We start from the raw sequence: 16,498 nt of genomic DNA on the forward strand, positions 1-16,498 counted from the left end.
GCCCCCATCGTTTTGCCTTCTTCGCGCTGCACCTCATCCCCAGCACGTGCCGCTCGCTAACGCGTCCCGCTGGCATATCATTCTGTCCTCCCCCCTCCCTGCCGAGCTTTCACCAACAAACAATCTTCGATCACTAGCGCATCCATCTGAGTTTTCATGAAGCACCGATAGGCATCTTCTGGCGATCCGACGATCGGTTCACCGCGGACGTTGAAGCTGGTGTTGATCAGCACGGGGCAGTCGGTCTGCCGATAGAACTCCGTCAACAATGCTTCGAACCGCGGATTCTTTTCTTTGTCGACGGTTTGCACGCGAGCCGAACCATCGACATGGGTGACCGCCGGCAGCGTGTCGGTTTTCGTTTGACAGACCAACAACATGTATGGGCTGGTGTGCCGATCGGCCAAATCAAAAAACTCACCGACGTGATCGAGCAAGACGACGGGCGCGAAGGGACGAAACGACTCACGAAACTTGATCTTTAAATTCATCGTCGACTGCATGTCACTGCAACGGGGGTCGCCGAGGATACTGCGATTGCCCAGCGCCCGCGGTCCGAATTCCGCGCGACCGGCATATCGCCCCACCACCAACCCCTCGGCCAACAGCGCGGCCGTCCGTCGATCGAGTTCTGCCGGATCGGTGATCACTTCATAGACCGCCCCCTGCCGATCAAGCACCGACTGCACCTGATCACTCGAAGACTCCGGCCCGAGCAGGCTGCCGCGTTGTGCGTCGTTTGCGGTCGGCTGTCGCGGCTTGTCCAGCAATTGATGCCAGATGAACTGCGCAACGCCCAACGCGCCGCCGGCGTCACCGGCAGCCGGTTGGATCCAGATCGAATCGAACGGGCCTTCGCGAAGCACGCGTCCATTGGCGACACAGTTGAGCGCCACGCCGCCGGCCAAACACAGGTTGCTGCACTTTGTTTTGTCGTACAGGTGCCGTGCCGAACGCAGCACGATCTCTTCGGTCACCACCTGGATCGAAGCGGCCAAGTCGCGATCCAGATCCTCGATCTCGCTGTCTCGCTGCCGCGGCGGTCGACCGAACAATCGATAAAACTTCGGCGTCGTCATCCGCAACGACTGGCAGTATCCGAAATAGTCCAGATTCAGGTGGAACGAACCGTCATCATGAATGGTCAGCAGCCGATCTTTGATCACGTCGACATACTTGGGTTGTCCGTACGGCGCCAGTCCCATCAATTTGTATTCGCCGGAGTTGACACGAAAACCGCAGTAGTACGTGAACGCGGAGTACAGCAATCCGAGCGAGTGGGGGAACCGGATTTCATCGGTCAGCTGGATCTTGTTCCCCTGTCCAACGCCCATCGTGGTCGTGGCCCATTCACCGACGCCGTCCATCGTCAAAATCGCGGCCTGGTCAAACGGCGATGGAAAAAACGCGCTGGCCGCGTGAGATTGGTGGTGATGACAGAACGCGATGCGGCGTTTGAAACCATTTCCGAGTCCCCGTCGGATCTCGCGTCGAAGATGCAGCTTTTCCGTCATCCACGCGGGCATCGCTTTCCAAAAGGAGCGGAATCCCTGCGGCGCGAACGACAGATACGTTTCCAACAGTCGGTCAAATTTCAACAGCGGCTTTTCATAAAAACCGACGTGGTCCAATTCGTCGGCGGTGATCCCGGCCCGCTGCAAACAAAACTCGATCGCGTGGATCGGAAACGTCGCGTCATGCTTTTTGCGCGTGAAACGTTCTTCCTGTGCCGCGGCAACGATCTCGCCATCGATCAAGAGGACCGCGGCGGAATCGTGATAGAAAGCGGACAGACCCAGAATTGCCGTCATCGATCGGCCTCGGCGGCAAGGTTGACAAAACGAACCGGCGGCAACTGGTCGGCCAACATTGCAACAGCGGCATCGACAACCCCTTGACTGGCCAGTTCGGTCAGCGAACGTGAGGCGTCGACGTCGCACGATTTTAGCAGCACCAACTCATCGGCACCGACCAAAATGGACAACCAACCCGCAATCGCATCCGTCGTCGTCGTCCAGTCTTCGGGCAACGGTGACTCCGTCGCGGCATGATAGAAGGCGTCGACCGCGACCAGATGGCTGTCACACTCGTGACACCGTTTCAGTCGCTCGAACTCCTCGGGAGTCGATTCAAGTTGCCATCCATCCAGTTGCGGGCCCAGCCACTCGAACGTCGTCCGCAACAGTCCGACGCACTGCCAATGCACCCACCTCGATGGACCGGGGAAGGCGGCGTCCAAACGACGCACCGCATCGATCAATTCACCGCCACCGACAATCCCGATCGTTTGTGCGGGCGGTTGTCTCACGGCCCATGCCTGAATCGAATCCGAGAGCCTGTCTCGCAACAACAGACTCCCGCCGATTTTGATGACACGTCGCATGGTTGGTGGAGCCAGTGGAAAAGGTGGCAGCGGTCCGCGGAATCACGTCGGCAGGGTCCGCGCGGGCAGTCGGGTTTAAATAGTTCTTCTTGTCACGCACAGCGTGACCTACGCCAGAGCTGACACGGAATACTGGAAGCCTATCCCACAAGGTGCGCGACCGCAAAGGCCGGTGCGCAGCGGGAGACATCCTCACCCAACGTCGCGGGAAGTGAAATCCGTTGGCGGACGTCACTGTTGGTGGGCAGTAAATCGCTGCAGTGCCCGCTGACGACCAGCGGACCGCTGCCGCCAAACGCCGCAATCGCCTCCGAAACGATCGCTCGGGCCCGCTGGTGCACTTGGATCGCCAATCGTTTCGCAGTTTCCAAGTCCACCGTACGGTGGTCCAGCCCGATCATCCGTGCGATTCGATTGGCGGCGTGAAAGGCGTCGCGTGGTTTGCCATCGGCGCTGCGGCAATCCGAAGCATCGCCAGCTTGGTATCCCAACAACAATCGCACGTCATCCATCGTGGCAAACACTTCCCGCATCACCGCAACGGGACGCCCCTGCCAATCGAGGTGATCGACCAACGCACAGACCGGGGTTCGCCCGCCGCCGAGGTAAACGAGAGATCCTTCGGACAACCGATCGAAATCGGTCCGGCTTGGGGTTGCAATCCCACCGTCACGCAGCGGAATCAGGTCGGTCGTCGTGGACCCGATATCGACCAGCAATCCGCCGCCGGACAACTGCGGCGAAAAGCGCCGGGCGACCCAATTCGCCAGCGCATGCCAATTGGCTGCGGCAACCAGATCGACATGCTCCATCGCCCACGCCGCCGGATGAACGTGCCCATCGACGGCGTAAAAAAGGGGCGCCGACCGTCCGCTTTGCGTCACCGCCCGGCAGACCTGATCGACGATGTGTTGCACGCCGACGCACCGATCTAGAAAACAATCCGCCAGCTCGCCGGTCATCGTCACCACCACGCGTGAAACGTCGGGATAGGCGGCGAAGTCGGCTGTTAGCTGGCCGGCGAGCTCATCCGGTCGCATCCAAAGCGGAAACTCGACCGACGACACGTTGCCTTGCGTGTCTGCGTATTTCAAATTCGCCCCGCCGATGTCGACCCCCAGCGTGACAGGCTCCGAAGCGGGAGTGGGATTCGACATAGAGGTACAAGCGTGATGCGAGACGCTGGTGATCGAGTGGAAAAAGCAGTGGGATCGGCTTCCAGCCTGTCATTTCAGCAGCGACCAGCCTGGAAGCCTATCCCACAAGTCACACCGTCTGTGGCGCGTCAATTTTCACTTTACCGTCGGCCGTCCAATGGACCGAGTTCACGCTGGCCTTGCAACTGACCGGCCCGGTTTCGATGTCGAACAATCGCGCGGCGAGGTTTCCGTGAATCATCTCGCGTAAACCGACGTAAGACGTCGTCAGCCGAGGATTGATTTCGATGACACAATCGTCGCTCGGCGTTTCGCCCAAGATCAAATCCAGGCCGACGAAGCCGCGCGCGGTCGGCGGCATTGCGGCGATCGCTCGGGCGGCCAACGCGGTGGCACGCCGCTGGGCGTTGTTATTCAGCGGTCCGCAACCGCCGACGTACTCGCACATCCCTTCGCTGATCTGTTGGGACACCGCCGGTAAGAACGTCTGATAATTGCCGGAGGATAGCAGCGAGATCGAAATGCTGCGGCCGGGGACCCACCCTTGCATCAGCGCATTGTTGCTGAGTGATTTGCGGGCCTCGCGGAAATCGTCGAACGTCGCGATCGCGAGCGTACCGCATCCGTCGCGTGGTTTGACGACAAATCGCTCGCAGCCAGCCACCACACCCACCATCCGTTCGTCGCCGACGGCGATGTAGGGCGGATGAGCGACACCGGAGCTGTGCAAAACCTGGGCGGTGAGCAGTTTATCGCTGGCCACGCGAAGAAAATCACCGCTTCCGGCGATCACTTCCACACCGCTGCTGCGCAACGATGCCACGCCCTTGGCCAGCACCCCGTCACTTTCGGGCGCGATGATCAAGGCCGCGTCACAGTCTTTGGCGGCCGAGACCCATTGCGCCCAGAGCGGACGCCCTGCATCAAAGTCAACGGTATGCGTGGCGTTGACGGACACTTCGAAGCGATCCTCGAGGACGACCGTCGTTTCGGAGAATGCCGAAAGGTCTTCCACTAAGGCCCGAAGCATCGCCTCCCCCTCCTTCCGCAAAGAAGGCGGGATCTGGTCGATCGCCTGATCTGCGACGCCGCCGCCGCAGATGTATTCCCCGACGAAAACCTTCAAGTCACAATCCCTTAAAAAATGCCCAAATGATCACGTGCTTCGTCCGTCATCCGATCCGGCGACCACGCCGGTTCCATCACAACTTTGACTTCACACGAATCAACTTCCTCAAGTTCCTCAGCAGCCGCTTTCGTCCCGGCAACCAATTGCGGTCCCGCAGGACACATCGGACTGGTCATCGTCATCTCGATCGTCACATCGTGACGCCCGTCTTCCTTCTCGTCCCCGATCGCGACAACATAGATCAGCCCCAAGTCCACAATGTTAACGTATAACTCGGGATCGATCACCTGCTTGAGCGATTCGCGAACCTTGTCTTCTGCAAGTGCCATATCTTCTTTCCGGGCGATTTAGGTTTCGGGTTTTAGGTTCCAAGTTCCAAGTTCCAAGTTCCAAGTTCCAATCTGTGGGGTCTCATGCTGGAACATGAAAATTGAAACGGAATTTTTATTCGTATTCTCGGACTTGGCGAGCGATGGCCGCTCCGAGGGCTTCCCGCACGCTGTCGATCGTGATTCGGTCAAAAATCTGCTGAAAGAACCCGGTCACAATCATACGGGTTGCTTCCTTCCGAGTAAAACCGCGGCAACGGGCATAAAAGATTTGATCCTCGTCCACTTTGGACGTCGTGCTGCCGTGGGTGCAACGGACATCGTCCGCTTCGATCTCCAATCCCGGGATGGAATCCGCCCGGGCGTGGTGGGAGAGCACCAGATTGTCATTGCGCTGGTACCCGTCGGTCTTCTGAGCCGCCGGATCGACCTTGATCATCCCCCGCCAAACCGTGCGACTCTTGTCCTGCTGGGCCGCTTTGTACAGAAAGTCGCTTCGGCAACTCTCCGCTTTGTGGTGCTGCAAGGTGTGGTAGGCCAGATGCTGACGGCCTTCGGTGAACATCACACCATTGACCTGGCTATGGGCACCCGGACCGACCAAATCCACCGACTGATTGACCTTCGACAGCGAGGAGCCCATTGCCGCGATCGTCCATTGCAGCGAGCAATCGCGGTCGATTACCGCTTTTTGCTGGGCGAAGTGGTAGGTCTTGTGCCCCCACTCCTGCAGATTGACGTAGCGAAGGTTCGATCCCGGTTTCTGAACCAATTCGATCGACCCCAGATGGAGCCCCGCACCACCGGAGTCGGTGCTGTTGGACTCGTGCAGCAAGGTGGCTTCGGCACCATCCTCCAAAACCACCAAGGTGTGCGTCGTGTCGGTGCCGCCGTCGGTCAAAATCGACCCGATGTGCAGCGGGCGATCGATGACCACACCGCGGGGCACATACAGAAATTGCCCGCCGGACATGAACGCCGCATGGAGTGCGGCAAATTTGTCGTGATCGGGATCAAAGGCGGTGAACAAGTAGGGGCGAACGAGTTCGGGATGCGACAGGGCAAGTTTCGAAAGGCTGCCGAAGACGACGCCCTTGGCCGCCAAATCTTCATCCAGCGACTCCTTTGTGATGCAACCGTCGACCGTCTCGATTCGACCGCCCAACGCGACACCTTCGACCAACTGGTGCAGCGGCTCGGTTTCGGCCAGATCACAATCGGCCGGATCCAGCACGGGCAACCCGAATTTGCCGAGTTGGAAGATGCGGATGTCGGTTCGAATCCACTCCTCGTGGCGACGCTCGGGCCAACTCATCGCCTGGGCGTGTTCAAACGCTTCGCGACGCAGCGTCGTCAACCAATCCGGCTCGGACTGGCTGGCAAGTAACGCGTCAAACCCGGCGGCATCAAAAGCGTGTGTGATGGTTTGTGACATGGAAATTCGTTTGCTTGGTTTTGATTCGATGGGGGCGGCGTGGCGGCCGGCCCGAGGTGCTTACTGGCGTGCAGGCGGAGCCTGCGGTTTAGAGCGCTCCCGGGCGGGAGCCTGGGAACGAGGGCGATATCCAGCGGGATCACGTTCAGCCTGTCGAGCCGGAGCTTGACGGGCCTGGAAGCCGATCCCACACCGTCGCCGCTATCCGACGCTGCCTTCCATTTGCAGTTGGATCAGACGGTTCATTTCGATCGCGTATTCCATCGGCAACTCCTTGACCAGGGGCTCGATGAATCCGTTGACGATCATCGTGCTCGCTTCCTGCTCGGTCAGCCCACGCGAGAGCAAGTAAAACATCTGCTCTTCACCGATCCGAGACACACTGGCCTCGTGACCGATTTGAACATCCTGCTCGCTCACCTCGATGTACGGGTACGTATCACTACGGCTTTCCGCGTCCAAGATCAGCGCGTCACAGACGACATTGTTCTTGCTGTTGTGGGCGCCGGGATGCACCGAGACCAAACCGCGGTAGCTGCTGCGTCCGCCGTTTTTGCTGATACTCTTGCTGATGATTTGACCGGTGGTGTTGGGCGCCTCGTGCACCAACTTCGCACCAGCGTCTTGGTGCTGACCGGCGCTGGAGAACGCGATCGACAGGATCTCGCCACGTGCACCGGGCTCCATCATGTGTACCGCGGGGTACTTCATCGTCAACTTGCTACCCAAGTTGCCGTCGACCCACTCCATCGTCGCGTCGCCGTAAGCGTATGCCCGTTTGGTGACCAGGTTGTAAATGTTGTTGGCCCAATTCTGGATGGTCGTGTAGCGACAACGTGCGTTGCGTTTGACGACGACCTCGACGACCGCGCTGTGCAGCGACTCGGTGCTGTACATCGGCGCTGTGCAGCCTTCGACGTAGTGCACATTGGCACCCTCATCGACCAAGATCAGCGTCCGCTCGAACTGCCCCATGCTTTCCGCATTGATCCGAAAATACGCCTGCAGCGGAAAATCAATCGACACGCCCTTGGGAATGTAGATGAACGACCCACCGGACCAGACCGCACTGTTGAGCGCGGCGAACTTGTTGTCTTCGGGTGGGATGATCTTGCCGAAGTACTCTCGCAGCAGTTCGGGATGTTCGCGGACTGCGGTGTCGGTGTCGGTGAAGATCACTCCTTTTTTCGCCAGGTCTTCTTCCAGCGATCCGTAAACGACCTCGCTTTCGAATTGGGCTTTCACGCCGGCGAGGAACTTCTTTTCCGCTTCCGGAATGCCCAGCTTGTCGAACGTGTCCTTGATCTCCTGCGGCACGTCATCCCAGGTCTTTCCCTGATGATCGGTCGGTTTGAGGTAATAGAAGATGTCCTGGAAATCGATATCGATCGCCCCGCCCCATTTGGGCGTCGGCTTGGATTCAAAGATATCGAGAGAGCGGAGCCGGAACTCTCGCATCCAGTCCGGTTCGTTCTTGATATCGGAGATCTGGTTGACGACTTCGCGATTGACCCCCTTCTTTGCCTTGAAGACGCCGGTGGTCTCGGTGCGAAAATTGTACTTGTTGATTTCGCCGATTTCGGTCTTGGGTTCGGCAGGTGCGTCGGTTGACATATCAAAGCTCCAAAACGGAGAGGGGGGTGATTCTTAAGTTCCTTCGGTGCCGGCTCAAGCCAGCGCTTCTTCGGCGTCCTCGGCCAGCAATTTTTGGTTGAGGGCTTCGGCATCCGGATAGGCCTTTCGGATCCGGTCGTAGCCGTGCTGATGCAGCTCTTCGGCGAGTTCTTTGCCACCGGTTTCGACCAGCCGTCCGCCCAGCATGACGTGCGTGAAATCCGGGGGATTGTGCTCGAGCAACTTGTCGTGGTGGGTGATGATCAGCAGACCCATTTTCTGGTGCCCGATGTCTGCGATCGACTCACTGGCCAATCGGACGGCGTCCGCATCCAGCCCCGAATCGGTTTCATCCAAGACCGCGAATTTGGGTTGCAACATCGCCAACTGCAGAATCTCGGCGCGTTTCATTTCACCGCCGGAGAAACCGTCGTTGACGTAGCGCCGGGCAAACTCGCTGTCCATCCGCAAGTGTTCCATCTTTTCGCGAAGCTCCTTGCGGAACTCACGCATCGGAATCAGCTCTTCGCCTTCTTTTCGATCCGGACGACGAACGTTGGTGGTCGCGTGACGGAGGAAGTCCGCCATCTTCACACCGGGAATCGCCATCGGTCGCTGGAACGCCATGAAGATCCCCGCGCGAGCCCGCTCGTCGGGTGCCATCTCCAACACGTCTTTCCCATCGAGCGTGATCGAACCGGAAGTGACTTCGTATCCGGGGTGGCCCATGATCGCCAAACCCAGCGTGCTTTTCCCGCTGCCGTTGGGGCCCATCAGCGCGTGCGTTTCGCCGTGATTGAGGGTCAGGTTGACGCCCCTGAGGATCGGCTTGTCGCCGACCGACACGTGCAGGTCTTCAATTTTCAGAACGTGAGTCATGACTATGGTTGGAATGGTGGGTGGTGAAGGGTGGTTGAATGCTTGGTTGAACGTTCGGGTCAGGTGGTTGAGCCGTCGGAGATGACAGTGGCAGCCGGTGAAAACTGACAACACGAATCGCCGTCGAGACGACACTGGCTTAGCTGTACCGGTTTGCCAAGTGCTTCCGAGAGGACCTGTTCCTCGAGGTGACACATCGTGTGGTCCTCACTTCCGTCGGCCAGCGTCGGGTACGGACAGGCGTTGATGTCCAGAACCGGCAGCTCGCCCGCCGAATTCACATCGCTGACCACGCGACGCGACGACAACAACCGCGAGAGAACACGCATGCGTTCCTCCAGCGGCGCGCTCTCGTCCAGCTGAGCGGCATATTCGCGTCCGAGCCGCGTCGCCACGCTGCTGAGCATGCGGTTTCGCAAGTCCCGGTCCTCGATCGACAGCATCTCGTGCCACATCGCTTCGGCCAACTCGGTCGAATCTGCTGTGTTGATCCGCTTGCCTTGGTCGGTGATCCGATACCGAAACGTGGGCCGACCGCGACCGGCGACGACCTTCTCCCGCTCGATCAGCCCACGAGCGAGCAAACGCTCGATCCGCTGACGAACGGCGGTCGCCGTGACGTCCAGTTTTTCCGTCAACTCCCCAATTCCGATCAGCTCGCCGCTACGCATCGCCAGCAACAAGTCGCGATCGACCGAGCGGATCGGTCCGCTTTCCAGGTGCGGCTCAGATTTCATCGCGGGGCCTTTTCGAGGAACGGGAAAACACAGAAACGACACCCCTACTGTTACAGCACAACCGATTTTTGACAACCATCGTTGCTAAAAAAGAAAGCCAGAATCTCCCCGTCACCGCGTCAACGGAAATCTGCACGCCGTTAGCCTGCCGCCACGCCGGTGAAATGGCCAAACGGCGGGCCCAATCCGCCTGCGGTGCAGGCACCGCCCCGAAAGGCAACGCTGTGAAGCATTTTTTAGCGGCAGGGCGCGAGCCCTCCGGTGTTTTGGCAGTGATGAAGAACCGGAGGACTCGCGCCCTACCGCTAAAACGTCAAGAAACGCATGGGGAAAATGCTTCACAGCGTAGCCCGGCGGGGTCGCTTGGACTGTCCATTACCGTTCCGGCGGTGTTCGCTTCGCTCGCTCTGCCGGGAGGAATTCGTCTGCTGAGTGTCCCACCGCGATGCCCAGTCCCGCGCCCCCTGAACACTGATCCGTCCGATTGGTACGATTCCGCGTCCGCCGAAGGCCAGCTCCCTGCTGACGGCCCACCACCTGACGAATGACTCTCCCCCCGAGCCAATAACGATGAAAGCTGTCGCGGTTACCCCGGGCACCCCCAATAGCGTTCACCTGACCGAAATCGAAGAACCCTCCCTCGACCAATTCCCCGACGGAAAGGGGGTGCTTGTCAAAACCCTGAAGGTGGGAGTGGACGCCACCGACCGCGAAATCAATGAGGCGTTGTACGGCAATGCGCCCCAGGGCGATGACTTTCTGGTGATCGGCCACGAGTCCTTCGGAATCGTCGAAGCAGTCGGCCCCAACGTGCGTCGCGTCAAGCCGGGCGACTACGTCACCGCGACGGTTCGCCGACCCGGCGGCTCGATCTACGACGTGATCGGGACCAACGACATGACCAGCGAGGAGACGTACTACGAGCGCGGCATCAATCTGCGCCACGGCTTCATGACGGAGAAATTTGCCGACGAAGAGGAATACATCGTCCGCGTCCCCGAGGGGCTCAAGCACCTGCACGTGCTGCAAGAACCGATGAGCTGTGCGGCCAAAGCGGTCCAACAGGCTTACGAGGCCCAGCATCGGATGAAGGTCTGGCGACCCAAACTGGCCTATGTTCTCGGGTCGGGGCAAATCGGATTGCTGACGACGCTGATCCTGAGGCTTCGCGGTCTTGAGGTTTACACGATTGCGCGCGGTGAGGCGCCAAACCTGAAGAGCGAAATTGTCACCGGAATGGAGGCGACCTACGTCAGCACACGTGAAAAATCGGTCGAAGCGTTGGCGGCGCAAACCGGAAAACCGGACCTGATTGTCGACGCGACAGGCAGCAGCAAGCTCGCGTTCGACGCCATGCAACACGTCGGCCACAACGGCGTGGTCGTCTGGACCAGCATCACCGGGGGCGACGAAAACATCGAAATCCCCTCCGACAGCGTCAATCTGAACTGGGTGCTCGGCAACAAACTGCTGCTGGGCAGCGTCAACGCCAACCGCACGCACTTCGAAAGCGGCATCCGGGACTTGGCGTTGGGCGACATGATGTTCCCCGGCGTATTGGACAAGATCCTGACGCACCCGGTCGACGGGCTGGACCAATACGAAGAAATGATGCGATTGCTGGTGGAAGACAAAGACGCTTTGAAAGTGTTTGTGAACATCGCCGAGGGCTGATGGACGGATTGTTGATGGACGTTCACATCCGTTAGCAGGGGCCACCCACCGCCCCTGGCTGAGGCGTCCCGGAAGCGTTCGCTGTCAAGCATTTTTTAGCGGCAGGGCGCGAGCCCTCCGTTCTTCCGCCAAAGGGAAGCAAGATCCCGAGAAATGCTGTTGTGGGGGGGCCCAGCGTTTGGTAATCTTCCGCGCTACCATTTTCGGGCAAGTTGCCCGACCCTGCGCCTGGCGCGAGTGAACGTGTGCCCGTCGACGACGGACGGCACGTCAGCTTTCATCGCCGGCATGCGTCGCGACCTTCATCATTTAGGGGCGATGTCCGCAGCGGATGTTATTTCATTCCTCCAACCCACGAATCTGTCGCCCGCGAATTCCAGACCGCCCTTCACCTGCGGGACGTTTGACGGCAGAAGAGTCTTTTGCCGCGGCGTGATGTTTCGCCGCCCTCCCACCGGACCAGCACGTTCGGTCCGCCGGCATCTCCTGGACTCATCGACGGATTCCGAATCGGAAAATTCCATGGTCAACCGCAATCTGATCCGTTCCCTCGAAGACGACGACATGCTCAACGATCTGGCCGTCTTGGCGCCAGAGGAGGAAACGGAGGATTGGCTGCTCGATTTCCTGCAGCACGCCGAGCAGCAAGATTACGCCCAAGGGCGAATCGTTGACGGCAAAATCGTCGAGATCAACGACGAATGGGCCCTGATCGATGTCGGCTTCAAAAGCGAAGGCACGGTTAACCTGAATGAATGGGGCCCCGACGAAGCGAAACCGGCTGTCGGTGACACCGTCCAGGTCCTCATCGAGGAAATGGAAGACAACTACGGAGCCGCCGACGACCCCTACGGCATGATCGCGCTGAGCAAGAGCAAAGCGGAAAAGATCATCGAGTGGGAACACATCATCAAGAAGATCGGCGAAGGCCAGGTCGTCACCGGTACCGTGATCCGAAAGATCAAAGGCGGTTTGCTGGTCGACATCGGCGTCAACGTCTTCTTGCCGGGCAGCCAAGTCGACATTCGACGCCCCGGCGACATCGGCGATTTCATCGGCCGCGTGATCCAAGCCGAAGTGCTGAAGATCGACGACACCCGTCGCAATATCGTCATCAGCCGGCGCTCGCTGATCGAAAATCAACGCGAAGAAGACCGCGCCTACTTGATGCAAGAACTGGAAGTCGGCCAGATCCGCAAAGGGATCGTCAAGAACATCGCCGACTTCGGTGCGTTCGTCGACCTGGGCGGAATCGACGGCCTGCTGCACATCACCGACATGGCCTGGGAACGCATCTCGCACCCGACCGAAATGGTGTCGATCGACCAGGAAATCGAAGTCAAGGTGCTGCACATCGATCGCGAAAAACAAAAGATCGCGCTCGGACTGAAGCAGAAAGACCGCAATCCGTGGGAGAACATCGAAGAGAAGTACCCGGTCGACTCCAATCACGACGGCGAAGTCGTCAACGTGATGAGCTACGGTGCGTTCGTCAAACTGGAACCGGGCATCGAAGGCCTGGTGCACATCAGCGAGATGAGCTGGACCAAACGGGTCAATCACCCCAGCGAATTGGTCAACATCGGCGACAAGATCGAAGTCAAGATCCTGGGCGTCGACCCGGAAGGCCAGCAGTTGTCGCTGGGCATGAAGCAAACCCAAAAGAATCCGTGGGACGACGTTCTGGAGCGTTACCCCGAGGGTACCGACGTGACCGGCAAGGTCCGCAACCTGACCAACTACGGTGCCTTCATCGAATTGGAAGAAGGCATCGACGGCCTGTTGCACGTCAGCGACATGTCCTGGACCCGAAAGATCGGCCATCCGAGCGAGTTGCTGGAAAAAGGCCAAGAGCTTCAGTGCCGCGTGCTGAGTGTCGACGAACAACGTCGCCGCATCGCACTGGGACTCAAGCAGCTCGATAACGACCCCTGGGATGGCGACATTCCGGACAAGTATCAGCCCGGCCAACTGGTCAAGGGCAACGTCACCAAGATCACCAACTTCGGTGTCTTCATCGGTCTCGAAGACGGCTTGGAAGGCTTGCTGCACATCAGCGAACTGGCCGAACACAAAGTCGAGAACCCGGAAGAAGTCGTCAAGGTCGGCGACGAGATCGAAGTCAAGGTGCTGCGTGTCGACACCGACGAGCGCAAGATCGGCCTCTCGCTCAAACGCGTGGACTGGGGCGAAGAGCAAGAACGCGCCGCGGCGGAAGCCGAAGCCGCCGAAACCGGCAGCATGCCGTCCCAAGAAGGCGACCTGAAGGGTGGCCTGGGAAGCGGCGAAGGCCCCCTGTTCCCGACCGGCGGCTGACCCAGCCCTCGAAGGCGCGATCGAGATCGACCGGGCCCAACATGAAACCTGCCCAAAGCGGAGCCGACGACGGCTCCGCTTTTTTTTTTGCTACAGCAACGATGCGATCAGCAAGACGATGCCCGGCAGAACCATGATCAAAAACATCGACACCAACCACACTGCCATCGGTACGTTTTCGTGCTCAACGTTCGAGTTCGAAATCTGCGCAGGTGGCTGATAGGGGTTCTCGCTCTCGGCCCCCGTGCGCATCCCGTTAAACCGTGGGTTCATCATTGAAGTTGGTCCCTCCTGGGCATTGCTGTCGACACAAGGCCGAATTTGGCAACGGCCATGAACAACCTTCGCATTTAGCGAGGAATTAGTTTATGGCCGTTGGTCAATACTCGATTTCATAAATCACATTCACCGCCGCCCCAACGACGATGGCTCCGGGATCGGTCGCCTTGATCGCCGGCACATCGTCTTCGGATCGAAGCGACGTCCCTCCGGTCCCGGACCAAAATGCTGCATCACGTGCCCGACCAAAACGCCGTTGTCAAAGATCGACGTGCAACGAAAGGGGATGCCCAAGACGTTGGGGTGACCGGCCAGATTTTTTTCGAACGATGCGGGCGTCTCGCCTTTCCGGGGCTGGTACTGATGTCGCAGCACGTCGGGGTCATTTCGCAGAGCGAAGATCGCGTCGACGTCTGCGATTTCAGTTGGTTTGATGGTAATCGCCATGCCCCGCGGTCCTCCGTTTCGATTCGATCGCTCGCAACGCAAGGGGACGTCTACCAATGAAATCGGACACCGGATCAATCCGCCACCATTCGACTCTGGGGGCAAAGCGTGAACCCTACCGACGGATCCGTGCCGGTGTAGTACGGTATCCGTTGACAACTGAAGGCTTTAAAGTAGTGTCGCACCGGGGCCGAATCGGCGGCAGAATCAACGATGCCGCCAGATGATCCGCCTGCAGTGAAACATGCGGTGCCTTTTTCATTTTGCTTGTTGATTGATCGGCTTTTCTTTTTGTTGGCGGGCGTCCGTCGTGAACTACATCGGCGAGGACACCTAAAATGTTTCACGCTTCCGTCAACCTTCACCTCGAAGACCCGCTGCTGAACATGGCAACGGTCTTGGTGATCGGCATCATCGGCGGCGAATTGTTCGCCCTGCTCCGCTTGCCGAAGGTGACCGGATGGATCGCAACGGGCATTCTGCTTCGCTGGATCGCCCTTCCCGGCATGGATACGGGGGTGGATCCCAAAGCCTTGGATCGTTTCTTGCCGTACATGCACTTTGTGCTGGGGTTCATTGCATTCACGGTGGGGGCGACCCTCTATTTTGCCAGTCTACGCAACACCGGCAAACGCATCGGATTGTTATTGCTGGGCGAGACACTGATTACGCCGGTGTTGGTCGGTGCATTGCTTTATTTTGTCGGGCCACTGGTTCCCGGTGGCGACGTGATGACTGCTCAGCCGGCACTCCTGTTGGCCGCGATCGCGATCGCGGGTGCACCGGGGACAACGGTGTTGGTGATTCAAGAAGCTCGTGCACGGGGCATTCTCACCCGCACCTTGCTGGCTGCGATCGGCTTGATCGACATGGTCGCCGTTGCCGTGTTCGTGTTCACCACCACGTTCCTGGGTGACCAAGCAGGCTGGGCACATGCGTTGCTAAGCGTGTTCGTTCAGTTTGGAGTGACATTGTTAATCGGCGGCGGCTGTGCGTTGATCGCGATCATCTTGACGCGAACGATCGTCAGCCCGGCGTTTTTGGGGCCGACGATCGTCGCCGCTGTGCTGGGTTCATGGGGACTGGCCGCCAGCTTCGGCACGTCCGGAGGGATTCTGGCGTGCACCTTTGCGGGCATCGTGCTGACTAATCTCCAGCACGACCTGGTGCGTTCGGGCGAAGCCTATTTGCAAACCATCGGCGGCGCGCTGTTCGCTTTGTTCTTTACGTTTGCCGGCATGCGACTGGATTTCGGTTTGGTTCCCAGCGCCGCTGCCTTGGTCGGACTGTATTTCACCGCACGGTTGATCGGCAAATGCGTCAGCGCCTTTTCCGCGATGTCGTTGTCCGGGGTGACCGACAACGTCCGCGGCTACCTCGGCATCGCACTCCTGCCACACGGCGGTGTCGCGGTCGGATTGATCCTGCTGGTGACCGGCGAGAACTCGGGTTTCAGCGAAGAGGTCCGAACGATCGTCAATACGGTCGGACTGTCGGCACTGGCGATCAACCAGCTGCTCGGACCGAGCGCGACACGATTCGCGCTTGTCCGATCTGGCGAAGACCACAAGGACCGCCCCCGGCTACTGGACTTCTTACAGGAGCAGCGGATTTCGGTCGGGCTGACCGGAAGCGATCGCGAAGCGACCATTCGGCAACTCGCGTCACAGCTTTACGCGACCTCCAAGATGCAACTGCCACAGGAAGATTTTATTGCACGAGTCTTGGCCCGTGATGCCGAGTTATCGACCTACTTGGGGCAAGGACTGATGATCCCACACGCCATCCTGGACGATGGCGAGGGCGACGAGATACGCGGCGTCTTGGGGCTGAGCGCCGAAGGCCTGCAATTTGAGACCTTCGACGACCGACGCGTTCATGCGGTGTTGCTGCTGGCAACACCGGAACTCGAACGCAGCCGCCACCTGCAGGTGCTCTCCGCCTTCGCGACGGCCATCACCCGCGACGCCAATCTCGTCGAGCAACTCTATCATGCCCGCAGCGCGGCACACGCCTACGAGATCCTGCACGCGGACAAGCACGCCGACATCAACTACTTCCTCGAAGACGCCGCGGATCAGGCAGGGCTGAGACCTTAGCGGTATTGACGTTCAGAGAT

The 16,498-nt window shown here is 59.1% G+C and carries 14 protein-coding genes; 3 read left to right on the forward strand and 11 right to left on the reverse strand.

What is annotated here, in order from left to right; all coding sequences use genetic code 11:
- Nucleotides 1–77: 77 nt before the first annotated feature.
- The 9 genes from NZK35_RS03425 to NZK35_RS03465 form a co-directional block, all read right to left on the reverse strand.
- Nucleotides 78–1,811, reverse strand: a complete 1,734-nt coding sequence (locus tag NZK35_RS03425; protein ID WP_259631202.1) for a carbamoyltransferase family protein — start codon at nucleotides 1,809–1,811, stop codon at nucleotides 78–80.
- A complete protein-coding gene (locus tag NZK35_RS03430; RefSeq protein WP_259631203.1) occupies nucleotides 1,808–2,383 on the reverse strand; it encodes an amino acid kinase family protein in 576 nt (191 codons plus the stop codon). The genes NZK35_RS03425 and NZK35_RS03430 overlap by 4 nt, the downstream gene beginning before the upstream one ends.
- A gap of 140 nt (nucleotides 2,384–2,523) precedes the next feature.
- Nucleotides 2,524–3,540, reverse strand: a complete 1,017-nt coding sequence (locus NZK35_RS03435) for a hydantoinase/oxoprolinase family protein (RefSeq protein ID WP_259631204.1) — start codon at nucleotides 3,538–3,540, stop codon at nucleotides 2,524–2,526.
- 109 nt (nucleotides 3,541–3,649) lie between these two features.
- The gene (locus tag NZK35_RS03440) at nucleotides 3,650–4,666 is read right to left on the reverse strand and encodes an ATP-grasp domain-containing protein (RefSeq protein ID WP_259631205.1); all 1,017 of its coding nucleotides are present in this window, start codon (nucleotides 4,664–4,666) and stop codon (nucleotides 3,650–3,652) included.
- 11 nt (nucleotides 4,667–4,677) lie between these two features.
- Nucleotides 4,678–4,998, reverse strand: coding sequence for a metal-sulfur cluster assembly factor (locus NZK35_RS03445; RefSeq protein WP_095736315.1), 321 nt, complete (start codon nucleotides 4,996–4,998; stop codon nucleotides 4,678–4,680).
- A 115-nt stretch (nucleotides 4,999–5,113) separates the two neighbouring features.
- The gene (gene sufD / locus NZK35_RS03450; protein WP_259631206.1) at nucleotides 5,114–6,433 is read right to left on the reverse strand and encodes a Fe-S cluster assembly protein SufD; all 1,320 of its coding nucleotides are present in this window, start codon (nucleotides 6,431–6,433) and stop codon (nucleotides 5,114–5,116) included.
- A gap of 201 nt (nucleotides 6,434–6,634) precedes the next feature.
- Complete coding sequence (sufB, locus tag NZK35_RS03455; protein WP_259631207.1) at nucleotides 6,635–8,047, reverse strand: Fe-S cluster assembly protein SufB; 1,413 nt, start codon at nucleotides 8,045–8,047, stop codon at nucleotides 6,635–6,637.
- 54 nt (nucleotides 8,048–8,101) lie between these two features.
- On the reverse strand, nucleotides 8,102–8,926 hold the full coding sequence (gene sufC, locus NZK35_RS03460; RefSeq protein ID WP_259631208.1) for a Fe-S cluster assembly ATPase SufC: 825 nt from the start codon (nucleotides 8,924–8,926) through the stop codon (nucleotides 8,102–8,104).
- 59 nt (nucleotides 8,927–8,985) lie between these two features.
- Nucleotides 8,986–9,663: a helix-turn-helix transcriptional regulator gene (locus tag NZK35_RS03465; RefSeq protein WP_259631209.1), complete on the reverse strand. Its 678-nt coding sequence runs from the start codon at nucleotides 9,661–9,663 to the stop codon at nucleotides 8,986–8,988.
- Between the two features lie 570 nt (nucleotides 9,664–10,233).
- Here NZK35_RS03465 and NZK35_RS03470 point away from each other — a divergent pair.
- Nucleotides 10,234–11,337: a glucose 1-dehydrogenase gene (locus NZK35_RS03470; protein ID WP_259631210.1), complete on the forward strand. Its 1,104-nt coding sequence runs from the start codon at nucleotides 10,234–10,236 to the stop codon at nucleotides 11,335–11,337.
- 522 nt (nucleotides 11,338–11,859) lie between these two features.
- Entirely contained in the window at nucleotides 11,860–13,653 is a 1,794-nt protein-coding gene (locus NZK35_RS03475; protein WP_095736354.1) for a 30S ribosomal protein S1, read from the forward strand.
- Between the two features lie 90 nt (nucleotides 13,654–13,743).
- On the opposite strand, the gene NZK35_RS03480 is transcribed toward NZK35_RS03475, so the two are convergent.
- Together NZK35_RS03480 and NZK35_RS03485 are read right to left on the reverse strand one after the other, a co-directional pair.
- A complete protein-coding gene (locus NZK35_RS03480) occupies nucleotides 13,744–13,929 on the reverse strand; it encodes a hypothetical protein (protein WP_259631211.1) in 186 nt (61 codons plus the stop codon).
- A gap of 129 nt (nucleotides 13,930–14,058) precedes the next feature.
- Entirely contained in the window at nucleotides 14,059–14,379 is a 321-nt protein-coding gene (locus tag NZK35_RS03485) for a hypothetical protein (RefSeq protein WP_259631212.1), read from the reverse strand.
- A 386-nt stretch (nucleotides 14,380–14,765) separates the two neighbouring features.
- Between NZK35_RS03485 and NZK35_RS03490 the strand changes: the two genes are divergently transcribed.
- On the forward strand, nucleotides 14,766–16,478 hold the full coding sequence (locus NZK35_RS03490; RefSeq protein ID WP_323379602.1) for a cation:proton antiporter domain-containing protein: 1,713 nt from the start codon (nucleotides 14,766–14,768) through the stop codon (nucleotides 16,476–16,478).
- Nucleotides 16,479–16,498: the final 20 nt, after the last annotated feature.

The sequence above is a fragment of the Stieleria sedimenti genome (assembly GCF_025060895.1).
In the GTDB taxonomy this organism is placed as follows: Bacteria; Planctomycetota; Planctomycetia; order Pirellulales; family Pirellulaceae; genus Stieleria; species Stieleria sedimenti.

What these genes read in the sequence shown, in the direction of transcription:
- NZK35_RS03425 (WP_259631202.1), bottom strand. Translation starts at nt 1,811, where the DNA reads ATGACGGCAATTCTGGGTCTGTCCGCTTTCTATCACGATTCCGCCGCG.
- NZK35_RS03430 (WP_259631203.1), bottom strand. Translation starts at nt 2,383, where the DNA reads ATGCGACGTGTCATCAAAATCGGCGGGAGTCTGTTGTTGCGAGACAGG.
- NZK35_RS03435 (WP_259631204.1), bottom strand. Translation starts at nt 3,540, where the DNA reads ATGTCGAATCCCACTCCCGCTTCGGAGCCTGTCACGCTGGGGGTCGAC.
- NZK35_RS03445 (WP_095736315.1), bottom strand. Translation starts at nt 4,998, where the DNA reads ATGGCACTTGCAGAAGACAAGGTTCGCGAATCGCTCAAGCAGGTGATC.
- sufD (WP_259631206.1), bottom strand. Translation starts at nt 6,433, where the DNA reads ATGTCACAAACCATCACACACGCTTTTGATGCCGCCGGGTTTGACGCG.
- sufB (WP_259631207.1), bottom strand. Translation starts at nt 8,047, where the DNA reads ATGTCAACCGACGCACCTGCCGAACCCAAGACCGAAATCGGCGAAATC.
- sufC (WP_259631208.1), bottom strand. Translation starts at nt 8,926, where the DNA reads ATGACTCACGTTCTGAAAATTGAAGACCTGCACGTGTCGGTCGGCGAC.
- NZK35_RS03465 (WP_259631209.1), bottom strand. Translation starts at nt 9,663, where the DNA reads ATGAAATCTGAGCCGCACCTGGAAAGCGGACCGATCCGCTCGGTCGAT.
- NZK35_RS03470 (WP_259631210.1), top strand. Translation starts at nt 10,234, where the DNA reads ATGAAAGCTGTCGCGGTTACCCCGGGCACCCCCAATAGCGTTCACCTG.
- NZK35_RS03475 (WP_095736354.1), top strand. Translation starts at nt 11,860, where the DNA reads ATGGTCAACCGCAATCTGATCCGTTCCCTCGAAGACGACGACATGCTC.
- NZK35_RS03480 (WP_259631211.1), bottom strand. Translation starts at nt 13,929, where the DNA reads ATGATGAACCCACGGTTTAACGGGATGCGCACGGGGGCCGAGAGCGAG.
- NZK35_RS03485 (WP_259631212.1), bottom strand. Translation starts at nt 14,379, where the DNA reads ATGGCGATTACCATCAAACCAACTGAAATCGCAGACGTCGACGCGATC.
- NZK35_RS03490 (WP_323379602.1), top strand. Translation starts at nt 14,766, where the DNA reads ATGGCAACGGTCTTGGTGATCGGCATCATCGGCGGCGAATTGTTCGCC.